The 19477-nt window shown below is 70.6% G+C and carries 19 protein-coding genes and 1 pseudogene; 15 read left to right on the forward strand and 5 right to left on the reverse strand.

Going from position 1 to position 19477, the window contains the following annotated elements; all coding sequences use genetic code 11:
* Window positions 1-515, reverse strand: a pseudogene (locus VFA06_RS14540) (hypothetical protein); the annotation flags it as partial.
* Window positions 516-603: 88 nt separating this feature from the next.
* Between VFA06_RS14540 and VFA06_RS14545 the strand changes: the two are divergent.
* Window positions 604-1788 (forward strand): sensor histidine kinase, encoded by a 1185-nt coding sequence (locus VFA06_RS14545; protein WP_324841084.1) that lies wholly within the window; start codon window positions 604-606, stop codon window positions 1786-1788.
* A gap of 49 nt (window positions 1789-1837) precedes the next feature.
* On the forward strand, window positions 1838-2551 hold the full coding sequence (locus VFA06_RS14550; protein WP_324841085.1) for a response regulator transcription factor: 714 nt from the start codon (window positions 1838-1840) through the stop codon (window positions 2549-2551).
* 60 nt (window positions 2552-2611) lie between these two features.
* Here the strand turns inward: VFA06_RS14550 and VFA06_RS14555 are convergent, their stop codons facing one another.
* Window positions 2612-3862, reverse strand: a complete 1251-nt coding sequence (locus tag VFA06_RS14555) for an FUSC family protein (protein WP_324841086.1) — start codon at window positions 3860-3862, stop codon at window positions 2612-2614.
* Between the two features lie 149 nt (window positions 3863-4011).
* Between VFA06_RS14555 and VFA06_RS14560 the strand changes: the two genes are divergently transcribed.
* The 7 genes from VFA06_RS14560 to VFA06_RS14590 all read left to right on the forward strand — a co-directional run bounded on the left by VFA06_RS14560 (window position 4012) and on the right by VFA06_RS14590 (window position 11177).
* Window positions 4012-4953 (forward strand): Rossmann-like and DUF2520 domain-containing protein, encoded by a 942-nt coding sequence (locus VFA06_RS14560; protein WP_324841087.1) that lies wholly within the window; start codon window positions 4012-4014, stop codon window positions 4951-4953.
* Window positions 4950-5807 carry a pantoate--beta-alanine ligase gene (panC, locus tag VFA06_RS14565; RefSeq protein ID WP_324841088.1) on the forward strand — a complete coding sequence of 286 codons (858 nt, stop codon included), beginning with the start codon at window positions 4950-4952 and terminating at the stop codon, window positions 5805-5807. Before VFA06_RS14560 ends, panC begins: the two co-directional genes overlap by 4 nt.
* Window positions 5804-7486: an L-aspartate oxidase gene (locus VFA06_RS14570; protein ID WP_324841089.1), complete on the forward strand. Its 1683-nt coding sequence runs from the start codon at window positions 5804-5806 to the stop codon at window positions 7484-7486. Before panC ends, VFA06_RS14570 begins: the two co-directional genes overlap by 4 nt.
* Window positions 7462-8379, forward strand: coding sequence for a carboxylating nicotinate-nucleotide diphosphorylase (gene nadC, locus VFA06_RS14575; protein ID WP_414639894.1), 918 nt, complete (start codon window positions 7462-7464; stop codon window positions 8377-8379). The genes VFA06_RS14570 and nadC overlap by 25 nt, the downstream gene beginning before the upstream one ends.
* A gap of 114 nt (window positions 8380-8493) precedes the next feature.
* Window positions 8494-9282, forward strand: a complete 789-nt coding sequence (locus VFA06_RS14580) for a type III pantothenate kinase (protein WP_324841091.1) — start codon at window positions 8494-8496, stop codon at window positions 9280-9282.
* A 73-nt stretch (window positions 9283-9355) separates the two neighbouring features.
* Window positions 9356-10876, forward strand: coding sequence for a bifunctional lysylphosphatidylglycerol synthetase/lysine--tRNA ligase LysX (lysX, locus tag VFA06_RS14585; protein WP_324841092.1), 1521 nt, complete (start codon window positions 9356-9358; stop codon window positions 10874-10876).
* A gap of 124 nt (window positions 10877-11000) precedes the next feature.
* Entirely contained in the window at window positions 11001-11177 is a 177-nt protein-coding gene (locus VFA06_RS14590) for a hypothetical protein (RefSeq protein ID WP_324841093.1), read from the forward strand.
* A gap of 63 nt (window positions 11178-11240) precedes the next feature.
* Here VFA06_RS14590 and map read toward each other — a convergent pair whose 3' ends face one another.
* The 3 genes from map to VFA06_RS14605 are packed head-to-tail and all read right to left on the reverse strand — an operon-like array spanning window position 11241 to window position 13184.
* Window positions 11241-12008 (reverse strand): type I methionyl aminopeptidase, encoded by a 768-nt coding sequence (gene map, locus VFA06_RS14595; RefSeq protein ID WP_324841094.1) that lies wholly within the window; start codon window positions 12006-12008, stop codon window positions 11241-11243.
* Window positions 12009-12017: 9 nt separating this feature from the next.
* Window positions 12018-12797 (reverse strand): M56 family metallopeptidase, encoded by a 780-nt coding sequence (locus tag VFA06_RS14600; protein WP_324841095.1) that lies wholly within the window; start codon window positions 12795-12797, stop codon window positions 12018-12020.
* A gap of 15 nt (window positions 12798-12812) precedes the next feature.
* Window positions 12813-13184 (reverse strand): BlaI/MecI/CopY family transcriptional regulator, encoded by a 372-nt coding sequence (locus VFA06_RS14605; protein ID WP_324841096.1) that lies wholly within the window; start codon window positions 13182-13184, stop codon window positions 12813-12815.
* A gap of 89 nt (window positions 13185-13273) precedes the next feature.
* On the opposite strand from VFA06_RS14605, the gene VFA06_RS14610 reads away from it, so the two are divergent.
* The 6 genes from VFA06_RS14610 to VFA06_RS14635 all read left to right on the forward strand — a co-directional run bounded on the left by VFA06_RS14610 (window position 13274) and on the right by VFA06_RS14635 (window position 19266).
* Window positions 13274-14653: a cytochrome ubiquinol oxidase subunit I gene (locus VFA06_RS14610; protein WP_324841097.1), complete on the forward strand. Its 1380-nt coding sequence runs from the start codon at window positions 13274-13276 to the stop codon at window positions 14651-14653.
* Window positions 14650-15678: a cytochrome d ubiquinol oxidase subunit II gene (locus VFA06_RS14615; protein ID WP_324841098.1), complete on the forward strand. Its 1029-nt coding sequence runs from the start codon at window positions 14650-14652 to the stop codon at window positions 15676-15678. Before VFA06_RS14610 ends, VFA06_RS14615 begins: the two co-directional genes overlap by 4 nt.
* An 84-nt stretch (window positions 15679-15762) precedes the next feature.
* Entirely contained in the window at window positions 15763-17025 is a 1263-nt protein-coding gene (locus VFA06_RS14620; RefSeq protein WP_324841099.1) for a globin domain-containing protein, read from the forward strand.
* A 234-nt stretch (window positions 17026-17259) separates the two neighbouring features.
* The gene (locus VFA06_RS14625) at window positions 17260-18216 is read left to right on the forward strand and encodes a M48 family metalloprotease (RefSeq protein WP_324841100.1); all 957 of its coding nucleotides are present in this window, start codon (window positions 17260-17262) and stop codon (window positions 18214-18216) included.
* Between the two features lie 80 nt (window positions 18217-18296).
* Entirely contained in the window at window positions 18297-18815 is a 519-nt protein-coding gene (locus tag VFA06_RS14630) for an amino-acid N-acetyltransferase (protein ID WP_349260185.1), read from the forward strand.
* A gap of 109 nt (window positions 18816-18924) precedes the next feature.
* Window positions 18925-19266: an Lsr2 family protein gene (locus VFA06_RS14635; RefSeq protein WP_324841102.1), complete on the forward strand. Its 342-nt coding sequence runs from the start codon at window positions 18925-18927 to the stop codon at window positions 19264-19266.
* Window positions 19267-19477: the final 211 nt, after the last annotated feature.

Genomic DNA, 19477 nt, shown 5'->3' on the forward strand with positions numbered 1-19477 from the left:
GGGCCCGGGACTGTGGCGGGTTGGGTTGGCTGGTTGGCCGGGCTGGGTGGGGTGGCGGGTTGCGTCGGCTGGTTGGGCGGGCTGGGTGGGGCGGCGGGCTGGGCCGGCTGGTTGGGTGAGCCGGGTGCTGCGGCGGGTTGCATTGGCTGGTTCGCTGGGCCTGATGCTGTGGCGGGTTGCGTTGGCTGGTTGGTCGAGGCGAGTGCTGCGGGGTATTCGAGGAGGGCGCGCACCGCGTCCAGCAGTTCACCGCGCCCGGCGCCTACGTCCACCAGCGCGATTTCCTCCGGCCTGCCTAGCGCCTCATCGACCTCGCACAGCAGGCGCACGACCGCAGTCGCGAAGAGCGGCGAGGCGTGCACCGAGGTCCTGAAGTGCGCGGCCGGGCCTTGCCCTCCCCGGTAGAACCCATCCCGGCCGTACAGCGCTCGCTCCATTGCCAGCGACCACGGGAGGAATCCCGTCTCGGCCGCCTGCCTGTGTCCCTGCCTCTGTCCCTGCGTGCGTCCCACCATGGGATGAGACCGTACCGCTGCGGGATGAGCTCACAGTTCGGCCCGGCGGCGCATGGGCAGGATCTCGGGGATTTCGTACGCTCGTGTTGTGACGCGCGTGTACGTATGGCTCCAAAGACACCCGACGCTGGTCGACGGGGTGATGGCGGCCGTCATGGTGTTCTTCGGCGTGCTCTCGGTCTTCGAGCGCAATCCGTTCCTCCCGACCGTTGCCGGGGTCCTCATCGGCGCGCCGCTGCTCTTCCGCCGCCGGTACCCGACGGTCTCCTTCTGGGCCGTATACGCCTTCGGAGCGGTCGAAGCCCTGTGGGGCCACCGGCCGACAGTGTCAGCCCTGGCCGTGCCTATGGCGATGTACGCGTACGCCGCGTACCGCCCTCGGCGACTCTCGCTCGTGGGGCTCGGCGTTGGGATGGTCGGGGTCGGCGTCGCACTCACCCAGTGGATTACCGCGCCGGCACGGCAGAACAATTCATCCTTCGACTGGGTCTTCGTCTACTGCGTGTTCGTCGCACCGCTGATCATCGCCTGGGTACTAGGCGACTCGATGCGGTACCGACGCGCTTACTACCTCGACTTGGAAGACAAGGCACGGCGGTTGGAACGGGAACGGGACCAGCAAGCACAAATCGGCGCCGCAGCCGAGCGCGCCCGTATCGCGCGCGAGTTGCACGACGTGGTTGCGCACCATGTGTCCGTCATGGTCGTTCAGGCAGAGGGCGCTTCCTACGCACTCGACACGTCGCCGGAGACGACGCGCCGAGCGCTCGGGACCATCGCCGAGACGGGTCGTTCCGCTCTCGCGGAGATGCGTCGGCTGATCGGCGTCCTGCGGTCCGAGGGCAACACCGCGGATCGGGCGCCGCAGCCGGGCGTCGACCAGCTCGAGGATCTGCTGGAGCAGGTGCGGGCAACCGGCATCGCGGTCGACTTCAAGGTCGAAGGAGTGCCGGTTCCGCTGCCGCAAGGCATGGCGCTCGCGGCGTACCGCATCGTGCAGGAGTCCCTGACTAACACCCGCAAGCACGGCGGTCCGCGCGTGAGCGCTCAGGTCTCGCTGCACTACGGTGAGGACGAGCTACGGATGCTGGTACGCGACGACGGCCGGGGCGCCTCGGCGCTGACCGACGGCAAGGGCAACGGGCTGACCGGAATGAGGGAACGGGTGGCGATGTACGGGGGAGCACTGCAAGCCGGTCCACGGCTCGAAGGCGGCTACCAAGTCGAAGCCGTCCTGCCGTATCGCGCCGCGCTGATACGAGACGCGGCCTGAAGCCGAACCAGGCTGGACAGCAACGCAGCGCGATGACGAGGGGCGAATGATGGCCGAGGGGACTATGACCCGCGAGGGCACGAAGATCCGCGTCGTGCTGGTAGACGACCAGGAACTGCTGCGCACCGGATTCCGCATGATCCTGGACGCGCAGCAGGACATGGAGGTCGTCGGCGAGGCCGCGGACGGCATTTCCGCGCTGGAGCTGCTCGCGCAGGTGGACGCCGACGTCGTGCTGATGGACGTGCGCATGCCCGCCCTCGACGGCGTGGAGGCGACGCGCCGCCTGCTCGGCGACGGCGGCGCGAGCACGCTGCCGGGCTCGCATCCCAAAGTGCTCATCCTGACCACCTTCGACCTCGACGAATACGCCTTCGCCGCGATCAAGGCCGGCGCGAGCGGCTTCTTGCTCAAGGACGTGCCGCCCACCGAGCTGCTCTCCGCGATCCGCGCAGTGCACAGCGGCGACGCCGTGGTCGCGCCCTCGACGACCCGGCGGCTGCTCGACCGTTTCGCCCCGATGCTGCCCTCCACCAGCGCTCCTGCGCCGCCGACGCTTTCCGTGCTCACCGAGCGCGAGCGGGAAGTGCTCGGACTGGTCGCGCAGGGCCTGTCCAATTCGGAGATAGCCGCCAGGCTGGTGCTGTCCGAGGCGACGGTCAAGACGCACGTCGGCAGGATCCTGATGAAGCTGGACCTGCGCGACCGGGTCCAGGCGGTCGTCCTCGCGTACGAGACTGGGCTGGTTCGTCCCGGGCACTAGCAGCGCCCCTGTGCGTAACGCACCTTCCGGCAGGTAACAGGTAATGCGTCGAAGGGTGCGTTATGCCGGCTGCCGCGATGGGTGTGCCGAATAGGCGCGCAGATGCGCCGGGATGCCTTCGCGGTGCGGGCCGTCGTCCGGATCGAGTTCACGCAGCATCCGACGTGAATCGTCGAGCAGCGCGCCGTGGATCGACCACAGCATCGTCGGCGCGTCATCGTCCGGGTGCATCGCCTGCGCGGCCTCGCGGGCGTGTGGCTTCGAGGACTTGATCAGCCGGCTGAGTTCCTCGTACACGCGCGGACTGGCCTTGTCCGGCAGCTGCAGACGGCCGAACGCGTTCAGCGCCTTTGCCGAATCGTCGAGCAGCCGCACCAGCTCCAGCGGGAGCGAGCGGTGCGCTGCCGGGATTCCGGCGAAGTCCGCGGTCAGGTCGGACAGGCCACGCATCAGGCTGTTGAGCTGCGTGGCGACGTGGTCGAGCGCGATCGCAGCCTCGTCCACCCGGTGCACGTCATCAAGGTGTACCGACTTGCGCGGGTGGTACTTGAGCGACTCCTCTGCCTGCTCGGCGATCTTGCGTGCCGCGCGGGCGGAGGCGGCCAGCTCCCGGCTGCGGCTGAGCCAGCTGCGGGCCTGGTCGTGATCCCAGTCGTCGCGCAGTCGCTTGGCCACAGAGCCACACAGCGCGGCCAGGTCGTCGGCCAGGTCGGCCAGCTCCTTGGCCGCGGTCCTTGCGAAGGCCGGCGGCGCGACCACGGTGTTGACCAGGACGCCGATCGCCGCGCCGATCACGCTGTCGAGCACCCGGACCATGCCGTAGCTGCTGCCGAAGGCCAGCACCAGCAGCCCGGTCACCGCGACCTGCGTCACCTGCGTGCCCAGCTGCAGCGTGCGGCCGAGCACGAGGCCGAAGACGACGATCAGCGACATCGTCAGCATATTGACGCCGAGATAGCGTCCGATGGCCAGCGCGCCGACCATCCCGGCGACGATCCCGGCACTGTATTGGATCGCCCGGCGCACCGACTGATAGAGCGTCACCTGCACCACGACCAGCGCGGCGACCGACGCGAGCACCGGGTCGCGCACCCGCAGCAGCTCCGCGGCCAGCTCCCAGGCGATCGCCGCGGCCAGGGCCGCCTTCGCGGTCTGCACGAAGGCGTCTCGTTCCCGGATCAGCCAGTGCTCGAGACCGTGCAGCCGGTACGAGCGCAGGGCCGGGCCGAGCGGCCACTGCGCGCCCCGGTTGATCCGGTCGCGCGCCCGGTTGACCAGGGCGGCGGCGTACCGGCCTTCCTCACCCGACATGATCACCATTGTCCTGCATCGCCGCCGGGTCCGGGAGTGCCGCCGCCGTCCGGCGGCAGATCGCCGACAGCGTGTGTCGCCGCAGGCGCGTACGCTTGTGCCAACGTCCGGTACCTGAGGGACTGGAACGCAAGACGAGGAGTGAGGGCGTGGACGGCTCGCCAACGCAGCCACCGGACGCTGCCACGACGTCCCGCCCCGGCCGCTTCACGATCGGCATCGTGGGCGCGGGGAGGGTCGGCCCGGTACTCGGCGCCGCCCTGGCCCGCGCCGGGCACAGCGTGGTCGCGGCTTCCGGGGTCTCCGAACGCTCCCAGCGCCGGGCCGCCGACCTGCTGCCCGGCGTTCCGCTGCTGCCCGCGCAGGAAGTGGCGACGCAGGCCGAACTGTTGCTGCTCACGGCGCCCGACGACGCCCTGGGACAACTCGCCGCGGGACTGGTCGCGACCGGCGCGATCCAACCCGGCAAGGTCGTCGTGCACACCTCCGGCCGCTACGGCATCGGGGTGCTCGATCCGGTGCGCAAGGCCGGGGCGCTGCCGCTCGCGCTGCATCCGGTCATGACGTTCACCGGCACCGACGTCGACCTGGCCCGGCTGAGCGGCTGCTCGTTCGGGGTCACCGCGCCCGTGCAGTTCCGCCCGATGGCCGAGACGCTCGTGGTGGAGATGGGCGGGGAGCCGGAGTGGATCGCCGAGGAGAGCCGCCCGCTCTACCACGCGGCCCTCGCCTCCGGCGCGAACTACCTGGTCACGCTCGTCGCCCAGGCCGCCGACCTGCTGCGCGCCAGCGGGGTCAACCAGCCGAACCACATGCTCGCGCCGCTGCTGTCGGCCGCGCTGGACAACGCGCTGCGCTCCGGCGACGCGGCGCTGACCGGACCGGTCGCGCGCGGCGACGCCGGCACGGTGGCAGCACACCTGGAGGAACTGGACCGGGTCACCCCGCACGGCCCGGTGCGCGCCGCGTACCTGGCGATGGCCCGGCTGACCGCCGACCGGGCGCTGGCCGCCGGGATGCTCACCGCCGAGCAGGCCGAGCCGCTGCTCGGCGTGCTGAGCGAATCGCGTTCGAAGGGAGAGGGCCAGTGACCAGGGTGGTGCACACCCGCGCCGACCTCGGGGCGGCCCGCGCCGGGCGCTTCGGCGACACGGCCGTCGTGATGACGATGGGCGCGCTGCACGACGGGCACCTCGCCCTGATCCAGGCGGCCAGGCAGGCGGCCAAGACCGTCATCGTGACCATCTTCGTCAATCCGCTCCAGTTCGGCCCTACCGAGGACTACTCGCGCTACCCCCGCACCCTCGCCGAGGATCTGAAGCTGTGCGAGGCCGCCGACGTCGACGTGGTCTTCGCGCCCTCGGTCGAGGAGGTCTATCCCGGCGGCACGCCGATGGTGATGGTCGACCCGGGCCCGATGGGCGAGGTGCTGGAGGGCGCCTTCCGGCCCGGGCATTTCGCCGGGATGCTCACTGTCGTCAACAAGCTGCTGAACCTGACCGGACCGGACGTGGCCTTCTTCGGGCAGAAGGACGCCCAGCAGCTCGCCCTGATCCGGCGGATGGCGCTGGACTTCAACCTGCCGGTGGAGATCGTCGGCGTGCGGACCGTGCGCGAGCCGGACGGCCTGGCGCTCTCCAGCCGCAACCGCTACCTCTCCGCCCCCGAGCGGCAGACCGCGCTCGCGCTCAGCCGCGCGCTGGCCGAGGGCGCGACCCGGCCGACCGTGCCCGCCGTGCTGGAAGCGGCCCACGCCGTGATCGACGAGGCGGCACGCGCCGAACCGCCGCTCGCGCTCGACTACCTCGCGCTGGTCGATCCGGGAAACTTTCAGGATCTGCGCGAGGACTACACCGGCAACGCCATCCTCGCGATCGCCGCCCGGATCGGCACGACCCGGCTCATCGACAATGTCCCGCTGACTATCACCGGTGAGGCGACATGACCCGCATATCGAGGCTGCTGGCGCCCGCGCCCGGCTGGACCGCCTGCGCCGACACCGTGGTCGTCGGCTCCGGCATCGCCGGCCTCACCGCAGCGCTGGCCGCCAGGCACGCCGGCTCGGTGCTGCTGGTGACCAAGGCGCAGCCCTCGGACGGCTCGACCCGCTGGGCGCAGGGCGGGATAGCCGCCGCGCTCGGCATCGGCGACACCCCCGAGGCGCACCTGGCCGACACGCTCACCGCCGGCGCAGGGCTCTGCGATCCGGAGACGGTGCGCATCCTGGTCACCGAGGGACCGGCGGCGGTACGCAACCTGTTGATCAACCGCGGCGCCGAGTTCGACCGCCGTTCCGACGGAAGCATCGCGCTCGGCCGCGAGGGCGGCCACCACGCCGACCGGATCATCCACGCCGGCGGGGACGCGACCGGCGCCGAGGTGTCCCGCGCGCTGCTGGCCCGGCTCGACCAGCTGGTCGACGAGATCGAGGTCATCGACCACGCCCTCGTGCTCGACCTGCTCACCGATGCCGACGGCCGGGCCGCCGGGCTTACCCTGCACGTGCTCGGCGAAGGCGCACGCGACGGCGTCGGTGCGGTACACGCCCGCGCCATCGTGCTCGCCACCGGCGGACTCGGACAGGTCTTCACGGCCACCACCAACCCGTCGGTGGCCACCGGCGACGGCGTCGCGCTCGCACTGCGCGCCGGGGCGAAGGTCGCGGACCTCGAATTCGTGCAGTTCCACCCGACCGTGCTCTGGCTCGGCGACGGGGCGCGCGGCCAGCAGCAGCTGATCTCCGAGGCGGTGCGCGGCGAGGGAGCCTTCCTCGTGGACGCCAAGGGCGAGCGCTTCATGACCGGGCTGCACGAGCTGGCCGACCTCGCGCCGCGCGACATCGTCGCCAAGGCCATCATGCGGCGGGCCAACGAGCAGGGCCTCGACCACCTGTGGCTGGACACTCGCCACTTCGGCGAGGACAAGTGGCGCGGCCGCTTCCCCACCATCTGGGAGTCGCTGCACCAGCTCGGCATCGACCCGGTCAGGGACCTGATCCCGGTCGCCCCGGCCGAGCACTACGCCTCCGGCGGCGTGCTCACCGACCACTGGGGCCGCACCTCGATCCCGGGCCTCTACGCCTGCGGCGAGACCGCCTGCACCGGCGTGCACGGCGCGAACCGGCTGGCCTCCAACTCGCTGCTCGAGGGCCTGGTCTTCGCCGACCGGATCGGCCGGGACCTGGTGCGCGCCTTCGGCCCCGACGGCGATCAGCCGCCTGGCGAACCGGTGGCGGACCAGCGCCCGCAGGTGCTGCTCGACCCCTCGGTGCGGCACGCGACGCAGCAGGCGATGAGCGCCGGTGCCGGAGTGCTGCGCAGCGCGGACTCACTGGCGCGCACCGCCGCGGATCTGCGCGCCCTGCTGGAGCGGACCGACGACGACCCGCGCGCCGAGGCCTGGGAGGCGACCAACCTCCAGCAGGTGGCCACGGTGCTGGCCGAGGCCGCCACGCTCCGGGAGGAGACGCGCGGCTCGCATTGGCGGGAGGATTTCCCCGCGACCGACGACGAACACTGGCGAGTTCGTCAGATCGCGCAGGCGACGGCGGAGGGCGTGCAGATCACACGCGTTCCGGTGCACCAGAGTGCCGATTTCGTATCCGGCAAGAAGGAGGCTCGGTGATCTCGGCTCAGATCGCGCAGCTGCTCACCGACGCGGGGCTTGACCCCGAATACGTCGAGCGGGTCGTGCGCAACGCCGTCGACGAGGACCTGGACGGCGGCGAAGACGTGACCACGATCGCCACGGTCGACGAGACCGCACAGGCCGTCGCCGACTTCACCGTGCGTGCCCCCGGCGTCGCCGCCGGCATCCCGGTGGCCGCCGCGGTGCTCGACCTGCTCTCCGGCGGCGACGCGGAGGTCGAATTCCACGTCCAGGACGGAGCACGGGTCGAAGCCGGCACGGTGCTGTTCACCGTCTCCGGCCGGGTCCGCGACCTGCTGACCGCCGAACGTACCACGCTCAACCTGCTGTGCCACCTCTCCGGCATCGCGACCTTGACCCGTCGCTGGGTCGACGCGGTCGAAGGCACCGGCGCGAAGATCCGCGACACCCGCAAAACGACGCCCGGCCTGCGCAAACTGGAGAAGTACGCGGTGCGCTGCGGCGGCGGGGTGAACCACCGGATGTCGCTCTCGGACGCGGCCATGGTCAAGGACAACCATGTGGTCGCGGCCGGAGGCGTGGTCGAGGCCTTCGAAGCGGTCCGCAAGCGTTACCCGGAGCTGCCGATCGAGGTGGAAGTCGATACGCTCGACCAGTTGCTGCCGGTGGTCGACGCCGGGGCGCAGTTGGTGCTGCTGGACAACTTCACCCCGGAGCGGATGCGCGCCGCGGTGCTGCTGGTCGGCCGCAACGAGCCGTACGGCCGCACCAGGCTGGAGGCGAGCGGCGGGTTGACCCTCGACCAGGCCCGCGCCGCCGCCGAGACCGGAGTCGACTATCTTTCCGTCGGCGCACTGACCCACTCCGCGCCGATCCTGGACGTCGGCTGCGACTTCCGCACCACCTAGGCTCCGACCGCGGTACCGCACAGCCGAACACTTGAACGACCGCACCGCCGTACCACCCACGCTGAATAGACCCTGCCGAAACCTCCCGGCGCTTCCCCCACCGGAGCCCCAGCCATGCTGCTCACGATCGACATCGGTAACTCCCAAACGGTGCTCGGCCTGTTCGAGGGCGACGAGATCGTCGAGCACTGGCGGGTGTCCACCGATCCCCAGCGCACCGCCGATGAGCACGCCGTGCTGTTCCAAGGCCTGATGCACAATCACCCGCTGGTGGGCGACGGCGGAGTGGACGGGATAGCGCTGTGCTCCACGGTGCCGTCCGTGCTCCAGGAGATGCGGGACATGATCCGCCGCTATTACGGCGACATCCCCTCGCTCGTGGTCGAGCCGGGCGTGAAGACCGGCATGCCGGTGCTGGTGGACAACCCCAAGGAGGTCGGCACCGACCGGATCATCAACGCGCTGGCCGCCGTCCACTTGTACGGTTCGCCGTGCATCGTGGTGGATCTGGGTACCGCGACCTCCTTTGACGCGATCTCGGCGCGTGGCGAGTGGATCGGTGGCGCGATCGCCCCGGGCATTCAGATCTCGGTGGACGCGCTCGGCGCCCGTGGCGCGCAGCTGCGCAAGATCGAGCTGGCCCGGCCGCGCTCGGTGATCGGCAAGAACACGGTGGAGTGCATGCAGGCTGGCATCCTCTACGGCTTCGCCGGGCAGATCGACGGCGTGGTCAATCGGATGGCGGAGGAGCTGGCCGACGACCCGAACGACGTCACCGTCGTGGCTACCGGCGGCCTGGCCCCGCTGGTGCTGGAGGAGGCCGAGGTCATCGACGCGCACGAGCCCTGGCTCACCCTGATCGGGCTGCGCCTGGTCTACGAGCGCAACATCGGCACCACCTGACCGCCGCGGCTGGGCGCGCCAAGACGCCGCAGGCGGGCGAATCCGTTTCCCACGGCCCCTTATCCTTGTGCCCATGAGCGACGAGCCGACCACCAGCAGCCCCCAGTCCGAGGAACCCGAGCAGATGCGGGTGCGGCGGGAGAAGCTGGAGCGGATCAAGGCGCGCGGCGCCGATCCGTATCCGGTCGGCTATCCGCGCACCGCGACGATCGCCGAGGTGCGCGAGAAGTACCAGGGCCTCGACCCGGACACCGCCACCGGCGACACCGTCTCCATCGCCGGGCGGGTGCTGCTCTCGCGCACCGGCGGCAAGCTGTGCTTCGCCACGGTCCGCGAGGCCGAGGCGGAGATCCAGCTGATGGTCTCGCTCGACCGGGTCGGCGAGGCCTCGCTGGCGGACTGGAAGGCGGACGTCGACCTCGGCGACCACGTCGGGGTCACCGGCGAGGTGATCACCTCGCGGCGCGGTGAGCTGTCGATCCTTGTGGACTCCTGGCAGATCACCTCCAAGTGCCTGCGGCCGCTGCCCGACAAGCACAAGGGCCTGTCCGACCCGGAGGCGCGGGTGCGGCAGCGGTACGTGGACCTGATCGTGAACGCCGAGGCGCGCTCGATGATGCGCAGCCGCTCGGCGATGATCCGCTCGATCCGCGACACGATGCACGCCGAGGGCTACATCGAGGTGGAGACCCCGGTGTTGCAGACGGTGCACGGCGGCGCGACCGCGCGGCCGTTCCGCACCCACATCAACGCCTACGACATGGACCTGTACCTGCGGATCGCGACCGAGCTGCCGCTCAAGCGGCTGATCGTCGGCGGCGCGGAGCGGGTCTTCGAGATCGGCCGGCTCTTCCGCAACGAGGGCGCGGACGCGACGCACAACCCCGAGTTCACCACGATCGAGTGCTACGAGGCCTACGGCGACTACCGCACCCAGGCCGAGCTGACGCGCCGTCTGATCCTGAACGCCGCGATGGCCGTCAACGGCAACACGATCATCCGCGGCCTGGACGCGCACGGCGTCGAGCACGAGATCGACCTGGCCGAGCCCTGGCAGGAGGTCACCGTCTACGGCGGCATCTCGGAGCGCCTCGGCGAAGAGGTCACGCCGGAGACCTCCGTGGAGCGGCTGCGCGAGCTGGCCGACAAGGCGGACGTGCCCTACGAGCAGAACTGGGGCCACGGGCAGATCGTGCTGGAGATGATCGAGCGGCTGCTCGAGGAGAACATCGTCGCCCCGACCTTCGTCATGGACTACCCGACCGAGGTCTCGCCGCTGGCCCGCAAGCACCGCGCCAACCCCGGCGTGGCCGAGAAGTGGGACCTGGTGATCCTCGGCACCGAGCGGGCGACCGCGTTCTCCGAGCTGATCGACCCGATCGACCAGCGCGAGCGGCTCACCGCGCAGTCGCTGCTGGCGGCCGGCGGCGACGAGGAGGCCATGCAGCTGGACGAGGACTTCCTGCGCGCCCTGGAGTACGGCATGCCGCCCACCGGCGGCATGGGCATGGGCATGGACCGCCTCATCATGATGCTGACCGGCAAGAACATCCGCGAGACTATCCTCTTCCCGCTGGTGCGCCCCGGATCGTAGCGGTCACCGATCCGGTAGCGGTCCCAGTCCCGGTGGCGGGTGGCCTGGTGGCAGGTAACCCAGCGGCGAGTGGCACAGTAGAAGGACGGCATCGGGCACACGGTGCGCTGGGCAGGAAGCGGAGGTGTGGCGCGCAGTGGTGAAGGACCTGGAATCCCTGATACCGCCGCTGGTCATGGCGATCGCGTTCATCGCCATCGTCATCACGATCCTGCGCTCGCAGAATCCGCAGCGCCGCGCGGCGGCCAAGGCCCGCGAGCGCGCCGCCGAGGAAGCCGATCCGCGCATCCAGAAGGGCTAGTGCCGGCGAAGGCGCCGGGTAGACCCGCCGCCGCCGGCTGCGGCCTTCCGACTACAGCCCCGACTACAGGGCGGTGAGGATCACCGGGCCCTGATCCGTCACCGCGACCGTGTGCTCGACGTGTACGGTCCGGCTGCCGTCGGCGCTGCGCAAGGTCCAGCCGTCCTCGTCGGCCACGTACTCGTCCTTGCCGCCGCCGAGGAACCACGGCTCGATCGCGATCACCAGGCCGGCCCGCAGCTTCAGGCCGCGCCCGGCGCGCCCCTCGTTGGGCACGGACGGGTCCTCGTGCATGGTGTGGCCGACGCCGTGGCCACCGAAGTCCGTGTTGATGCCGTAGCCTCCCGCGCGCCCCACCGCGCCGATCGCGGCCGAGATGTCCCCGATCCTCGCGCCGACGACGGCCGCGGCGATTCCGGCGTCCAGCGCGGCGTACGCCGTGTCGATCAGCCGGCGGTCCTCGGGCCGCTCCTGCCCGACGATGAGTGAGATCGCCGAGTCCCCGGTCCAACCGTCCAGCGTCGCCCCGCAGTCCACACTCAGCAGGTCGCCGTCCGCGAGCCGGTAACCGGTCGGGATGCCGTGCAGTACCGCGTCGTTGACCGAGGTGCAGATCACCGCCGGGAACGGGATCGGCGCGAAGTGCGGCCGGTAGCCGAGGAACGGCGAGGTGGCGCCGGCCGACCGCAGCACCCCGCGGGCCACCTCGTCGAGCTCGGTGAGCTTCGTGCCGACCGCCGCCTGCTCGCGCACCGCGGCCAGGGCCGCGGCGACGACCCGCCCGGCGGCGCGCATCGCCTCGATCTCGCCGGGAGTCTTCAGTTCAACCACGCTCTCTCCTCAGGTCAGCCTGCGTACTCGGGCCAGCACCGAGGCTGGAGCCGCCGTGTTCGAGGCCGCGTCCTCGGCCCGCTCGCAGGCGGCCACGCCCGGCGGACGCCCCGCGCCGACCCTGGCCAGAGCGCGGGCCACGGTCAGCCGGCTGGTCGCCGCCGCGGCGGCGTCGTCGGCCAGCATCTCTACCAGCTCCGCGACGGCCGCGGTGGCCCGGCGGGCCGGGGCGAGGAACGGCAGGGCGGACTGCCAGGCCACGAAGGGCTGGATGACCAGCTCGTGCCGGCCCTTCGCGTGCGCCCGCTCATGGGCCAGCACGGCGGCCAGCTCCTCCGGCGGCAGCGCGGCCAGCACGCCGTCGGTGATCACGATACGGGGCTGCGGCCCGGGCAGGCAGTACGCCAGCGGCTCGGGGTGGTCGAGCACCCGCACCCCGTCGGCCTCGGCCCGGCCGAGCAGGTCCACCACGGTGCGCTGGCGGCGCAGGTGCCGCTCGATCCGCACGGCCGAGGTGGCCAGCACCCCGAACAGCCAGGAGAACAGCAGCGCGGCCAGCACCAGCGCGACCAGGTTGACCCCGGCCAGGTCCCGGCCCAGCGGCGCGAAGCCGACCAGGAGCAGAGCGCTGATCGCGCTGAGCCCGCCGACGAGGCCGACCAGCTGCCAGAGCACGATCGCGGCGCGCGGGGAGCGGCGGGTCCAGTGCGCCGTGCACAGCGCGTCCGGCACCGGCCAGGCCAGCAGGATCGCGATGACGGCGCAGGAGGCGGCGGCGATCAGCCACATCGCGCGGCGCCTTGCTCAGGCGTTCGAGGAGCTGGCGGGGGCTTCCTCGAGCAGTTCGCGCAGCAGCGCCTTCTCCTCCTCCGACACCGAGCCGGCGAAGTGGACCAGGGCCGAGCGGCGGTCGTTGGTGGTGCCGAGCGCTTCGAGCATGGTGCTGGCGATCAGCTCGGCGCGGCTGGTGGTAGCCGAGTAGCGGTAGGCGCGGCCGTGCCGTTCCCGGGTGACGAAGCCCTTGCCGCCGAGGCGGTCGAGCACCGTGAGGATCGTGGTGATCGCGGGGGCGTGCTCGCGTGGCAGCTCCTCCACGATCCGGGTGGCAGCCACCGGTTCGGGTGTGTTCCACAGCACGTCCATGACCGCGCGTTCGAGTTCGCCGAGCCTAGCCATGGGGTCTACTCTAATGCTGAAAGAACTTCTACGGGGTGTAGAAGTTTGCTGGAGTGACACACGCCCCACGGGGCCGAGGGGAGCCGAGATTGTCCGGGCTCGTCGTCGCGCGGGTGGAGACCGCGCTGTCCCTGTCCTTCCACATCATGTTCGCCGTCTTCGGCGTCGGGTTGCCCTGGCTGCTGCTCTACGCCGAGCGGCGCTGGCTGAAGACCGGGGACCCGGTCTGGTACGCGCTGACCCGCAAGTGGGCGCGGGTCATGGCGGTGCTCTTCGCCATCGGCGCGGTGTCCGGCACCGTGCTCTCCTTCGAGTTCGGCCTGCTGTGGCCGACCTTCATGTCCACCTACGGCGGCGCGATCGGGCTGCTGTTCACGCTCGAGGCCTTCGCCTTCTTCACCGAGGCGATCTTCATGGGCCTCTACCTCTACGGCTGGAAGCGGCTCTCCCGGCGCGCGCACTGGCTGGTGCTGTGGCCGATCGCGATCTCCGGCACGCTCTCCACGCTCTTCGTGGTGATGGCGAACGCCTGGATGAACCACCCGGTCGGGCTCGGCGTCTCGCACGGGAAGATCACCGCGGATCCGTGGGCCGTCTTCTCGAGCTCCACCTCGTGGACCGAGGTCTGCCACATGTTCGTCGCCGCGCTGATGTGCACCGGCGGCGCGGTGGCCGCGGTGTACGCGATCGGGATGCTGCGCGGGCGCCGCGACGAATACCATCGCAAGGGTCTGAATCTGGGGATGGCCGTCATCCTGGCGCTGGCGCCGGTTCAGCTCCTGATCGGCGATTTCGCGGCGCGCGACGTCGCCACGACGCAGCCTGCGAAGCTGGCCGCGATGGAGGGGCACTACTACACCTCCGGACACGTGCCGCTGACCATCGGCGGGTTCTACAACAGCCAGACGCACCAGCTCGTCGGGGGCGTACCGATTCCCGACGGGCTCTCTCTGCTGCTGGATTTCAAGCCCGGCGCGGTGGTGCCCGGGCTGGATCAGACCCCGGCGAATCAGCAGCCGATGACGGCGGTCGTGCACCTCGCCTTCGACTCCATGGTCGGGCTCGGCACCGCGATCCTGCTCATCACAGCCTGGGGCGCGTGGCGCTGGTTGCGTAGCCGCAGGCGCGGTGTCGTGCCCCGGATCGCGCACACCAAGCGGTGGTTGTGGGCCGCCGCGTTCAGCGGGCCGGCCGCGATGCTCGCGATGCTGGCCGGCTGGGAGGTGACCGAGGGCGGCCGGCAGCCGTGGATCGTGTACCAGCAGATGCTGGTCGCCGACGCCGCCACCAAGAGCACCGGCCTCGGCTGGGCGCTGCTCGCCACGATCCTGATCTACCTCGGACTCGCCGTCGCGCTGATCCTCATCCTGCGCAAGCTCGCCAGTGGTTCCCCGCCCGAGCTCGCCAGGACCGGCTCAGAGACCGGACCCGGCATCGAGCCGACGCCCGCCCTGGAGGTGACCCGGTGACCGCCGTGAACGCGATGCTCGCGATCATCGTGCTGAGCCTGCTCGCGTACGCGCTGCTGGCCGGGGCCGACTTCGGCGGCGGCTTCTGGGATCTGGTGGCGGGCTGGAGCGGGAAGCGGGAGCGCGACCCGGAGGGGCAGCGCGCCCTGATCGCCGCCTCGCTCGGCCCGGTCTGGGAGGCCAACCACGTCTGGCTCATCTTCGTGATCGTCAGCGTCTTCAGCGCCTTCCCCACCGCCTTCGGAACCATCGCCACCTCGCTGGAACTGCCGCTCGGCTTCGCCCTCGTCGGCATCGTGCTGCGCGGCGCCGCGTACGTGTACCGCGCCTACGGCGAGGGCGCAGCGCTCCCGGACCGCTGGTGGGGCCGGATCTTCGCCGGCGCCTCGGTGCTGACCCCGTTCATGTTCGGCGTCTCCGGGGCGGCATTGGCCACCGGCTCGCTCGGCCCGCACAGCACTCCGACCGAGCCGTTCCGCTCCGCCTTCGCACTGACCGCCGGAGTGCTGGCGGTGGTGGTCACCGCGTTCCTCGCCGCCGTTTACCTCTGCCACAACGCCGCGCAGAGCCCTGCCACGACGCACCTGGTCCCCGTCTTCCGCCGCAAAGCCATCGGCGCGGCGGTCGCATCGGGAGCCGTGGTAGTCGCGATGCTGCCGTTCCTGTACCGAGACGCCCCGATCGTCGCGGCGCGATTCTCGGATCGCTCCATCCCGTTCGCGGCCGTCTCGGCGGTCTGCGGCATCGCCAGCCTGCTGGTGCTGTGGCGGGAGCGCTATGTGCTCGCGCGCGCCACCGCCGCGCTCGCAGTCGCCACCGTGCTCGGCGGCTGGGCGGCGGCGCAGTTCCCGGATCTGCTGGTCAGCACCGGCGGCATTGACGCTTATAGCGCGGTGCGTTCGGCGGCGGCGCCACAGAGCGTCGAGGCGATGCTGATAGCGATGTGCCTGGGGATGGCGGTTGTACTGCCCTCCTTTTACCTATTGTTGAAGATATTCAGCCGACCTGCGGTCGACGAGCACTGAAAGTGACCGCGGCGGTAGCCCTGAAGCCGGTCAACTGTGCGGTCCGGGGAAAGTGAACCCGGACCGCCCGGTAAGCTCACCCGGGTGAGTGACAGGGCTGTGGTGACAGCAGAGCAGGGCACATTGCAAAAGCAGGACGCCTACGCGGACTTCGACGCGAGCTGCGACGCGGAGGCCGAGTCGGGAATCGCGACGGACGCCGCGCAGTGGGCGCAGGAGGATCTCATCGCGCAGATCCGGGAGAGCTTCGCGCTCATCGAACCGTACGGGCCCGAGGCGGCCGCTTGGTTCTATGAGCATTTCTTCGCGGCCAATCCCCGGTACCGCAAGTATTTCTCCGCCGACGCGGCCACCCAGCACCGGCGGCTGTTCCAGGCCGTGCAGCGGATCGTCGGCGACCTGGACAAGCTCGACGAATTCCTGCCTTATCTGCGCCGGCTCGCGTTGCGGCACCGCAAATTCGGCCTGCGCGCCGCGCACTACCAGGCTTTCGGCGCCTCCCTGCTGGCCGCCGTGGCGCAGTACTGCGGCGATCAGTGGACCGAGCGCACCAATGCCGCCTGGGATGCCGGATACGGCTTGGTGGCCAACGTGATGCTCGACGCGGTGGCCGAGGCGGACGCGCTCGGACCGGCCTACTGGGAGGCGGAGGTCGTCGCTCACGAGACGCTCGCGGACGGCATCGTGCGCGTCGTCGCGCAGCCCGTAGTGGACTCGCGATTCGCCGAGTCGGAGCACAAGGGCGCGTACCGGTACGTCGCCGGGCAGTACTCGGCCGTGGAAACGGCGGCGCTGCCTCGGGTATGGCGCGATTTCTCATTCGCCACCCGGCCCAGTGGCGACTCGGGCGGGGACGAGGTCGAATTCCACGTTCAGCTCGGCCGCTGCGGCGGTGTGAGCGAGGTGTTGGTGAATCAGACCGCGGTCGGCGACCGGCTGCGCATCGCCGCCGCAGAGGGCGAACTCGCCTTCCCCGGACCGGATCGCACCTCGCGCCTGCTCGCCGTCGCTCACGGAACGGGCGCCGCTCCTGTCCACGCTCTGATTCAGCACGCCATCGCCGCGGGGGATTTGCGACCACTGACGGTCGTGCTCGCCTCCGACGACGGCCCGCACTATCTCGCCGGCGCGCTGCGTGCGCTGGCCGAGGAGCACGGCGAGATGACCGTCGAGGAGGTCGTGGGCGACCCGCTCGCGGCAGTCCACGCGCACGCGGCCGCCTCCGACGCGCAGGGAGCCTGTGGCGCCGTGCTGGTCGGGCCGAGCGCGCTGGTCGACGAGAGCCGCAGCGCGCTGCTGGCCGCCGGGGTCGATCCCGAGGCGGTCTCCTCGGACCTCTTCGACTGATCCCGGGCGGCCCGCCACTCCGACAGCCCGATTCGTCTATTGAGTCGACCTGTCTGCTGATACGAACTCTTCGATCGGTTGACCACCCTTTCGGTGGATGTGCACCACCCGTCGGCGGCTGCCACAGTGCACAGCGTGGTGTTACGTGCTACCGATCGTCCCGGGCGGCGCCGGCATCGCAGAGCGCGCGGCGAGAGACCTGACTGTCGCGGGCCGGGCTCGGTCCGGCTCAATGTGGCGCGCCCGGACCGCACGGCGCTCTGCTCGCTGGCCCTGGTGCTGGTGTTCCTGCCGGTCGCCGGGGCCTGTCTGCTGCCGCTCGCGCTCCTGGCCCGGCGTGCGCTCGGCGCGCCGCTGTGGCTCGGCTACGGCCTCTGGCTCGTCAGCGCGGCCTGCTACGGACTGCGGCCGGTGCAGCTGGCAATGGCGAGGCTGCTCTGGCCCATCCGGCGGCCCACCGCGGCCGAACGGGCCCGGCTGGAACGGATCTGGCGGCACGTCATCACCCAGGCCGAGGTGAGCGGCCGCCGCTTCCGTATCCGCGTCGTGGACCTCACCGAGGCCAACGCGCACTCGGTCGGCCGCGACCTGATCTGCGTGACGACCGGGGCGCTCGACCAGCTCGGCGACCGTGAACTCGCCGGGGTGCTCGCTCACGAACTCGGCCACCATCTGCGCATGCACACCTCGGTCTCGGCCTTCCTCGTCTGGGTGCTGCTGCCGCTCCAAGGCATCGCGCTGCTCGGCTCGCTGCTCGCCACGCCGGTCGCGGCGCTCGCGAACGCCCTGGGCACGGAACCGCATCCCGCCGGCGGATACGGACCGCGCCGCTGGGTCTGTGGATGTGCACGCGCGGCCTTCCGCCTCGGCCACGGGATCCGGGTCGTGTTCGCCGCTCCCGGGGTCGCCGCGTTCGCCGCCAAGAACGCGGCCGGGCGCAGCGCCGAGTACCGGGTGGACGCCTTCGCGGTCGACATCGGGCTCGGCCCGGAACTGCTCAGCGCGTTGCGCTGGTTCGCCGCGAACGAATCCACAGGCTGTGGATTAGTGGGCGATTCTCACAATGAAAATGAATACGGCCGCTCCGGCCGCGCTCGGCACGCCGCCGTCCGCATCCCCCGGCCTACGCATCCACCGCTCGACCGGAGGATGGCGCGTATCGCCGCCCGAGTGGGACTGTGCGATGCCTGAAGAGCGTGCCTAAGGCGTGACGCACTGTCAGTGAGTGTCCCCGTCATCCGCCCGGTAAAGAGCGCTTCGCGCCAGGCCCTATGCTCGCGGCTGTGGATGATCTGACCGTCCGGCGGGCGCGGACCGCCGACGTTCCCGCGATTCGCGCCCTGCTGGACGTCTACGTGGCCGACCGTATTCTTCTGGACAAGCCCACCGTGACGCTATATGAGGACATTCAGGAGTTTTGGGTCGCTGAACGCGATAACGACGCTTCTGTAGTCGGCTGTGGCGCGTTGCATGTCATGTGGCGGGACTTGGCTGAAGTGCGGACGGTGGCGGTGGATCCGCGCAGCCGCGGACTCGGCATCGGTCACGCCATTGTGGAAAAACTTCTCGCCACCGCCTCCTGGCTCGGCGTGCGGCGGGTGTTCTGCCTAACCTTCGAAACCGCATTCTTCGAGCGGCACGGATTCCACCCGCTGGCGGACTCGCCGATCGAGCCGGAGGTGACCGCGGAACTGTTGCGGTCGGCCGACGAAGGTATCGCGGAGTTCCTCGATCTGGAACGCGTCAAGCCGAACACTTTGGGCAACACCCGGATGCTGCGCGTGTTGTAGCGGACGCGCAGTGGGAACGGTTACCTGCTTTTGCGGCTTCGGAGTTGAATTCACCGCGGAAATGCGCTTGTCTAGTGTGCCAAGACGGTCCTCCGGGAAAGAGGCGAGTATGGCGCAGAAGACGGTGGTCGTCATGACAGACGACCTCAGTGGCGGCGACGCTACGCAGACCATCCATTTCAGTCTGGACAACACGGACTACGTGATCGACCTGAACGACAAGAACGCGGCGGCGCTGCGATCCGATTTCGAAAAGTACATCGAGGCCGGGCGCAGGTACCGCGCGGACGGTTCCTCGGCGCGGCCGAAGCGCGGCGCGGTCCGCGGTCCGGCTTCCGGAGTGGACACGGCGGCGGTGCGCGAGTGGGCCCGGGCCAACGGCCACGAGGTCAGCGAGCGCGGCCGGGTCTCCAAGAAGATCATCGACGCCTTCGTGGCGGCCAACAACTGAAGGCCCGCCGGTGACGGAGGGATCGTCGGCGGCCGGTCCGCGCGGACCCGCTTTTCGGGCGGTCCGAGATCCGCGACGCACGGCCTACAGGGCGCGGCGGGTGAGGGCGTATCGCGAGCAGGATTCCGCGATCGTCGCCAGCAGGGCGATGACCTCGGGGGGGACCGCCAGCGGGTCGTGCAGCCAGCGATCGGCGGCCGGGGCCGGAACG

Origin of the sequence: Actinocrinis sp. (assembly GCF_035653575.1) — a bacterium.
Taxonomy (GTDB): Bacteria; Actinomycetota; Actinomycetes; order Streptomycetales; family Catenulisporaceae; genus Actinocrinis.

Excerpts from the sequence above, each read along its gene's own strand:
- VFA06_RS14550 (WP_324841085.1), top strand. The coding sequence starts at position 1,838 with ATGGCCGAGGGGACTATGACCCGCGAGGGCACGAAGATCCGCGTCGTG.
- VFA06_RS14555 (WP_324841086.1), bottom strand. The coding sequence starts at position 3,862 with ATGTCGGGTGAGGAAGGCCGGTACGCCGCCGCCCTGGTCAACCGGGCG.
- VFA06_RS14570 (WP_324841089.1), top strand. The coding sequence starts at position 5,804 with ATGACCCGCATATCGAGGCTGCTGGCGCCCGCGCCCGGCTGGACCGCC.
- VFA06_RS14580 (WP_324841091.1), top strand. The coding sequence starts at position 8,494 with ATGCTGCTCACGATCGACATCGGTAACTCCCAAACGGTGCTCGGCCTG.
- lysX (WP_324841092.1), top strand. The coding sequence starts at position 9,356 with ATGAGCGACGAGCCGACCACCAGCAGCCCCCAGTCCGAGGAACCCGAG.
- VFA06_RS14600 (WP_324841095.1), bottom strand. The coding sequence starts at position 12,797 with ATGTGGCTGATCGCCGCCGCCTCCTGCGCCGTCATCGCGATCCTGCTG.
- VFA06_RS14605 (WP_324841096.1), bottom strand. The coding sequence starts at position 13,184 with ATGGCTAGGCTCGGCGAACTCGAACGCGCGGTCATGGACGTGCTGTGG.
- VFA06_RS14630 (WP_349260185.1), top strand. The coding sequence starts at position 18,297 with ATGCTCGCGGCTGTGGATGATCTGACCGTCCGGCGGGCGCGGACCGCC.
- VFA06_RS14635 (WP_324841102.1), top strand. The coding sequence starts at position 18,925 with ATGGCGCAGAAGACGGTGGTCGTCATGACAGACGACCTCAGTGGCGGC.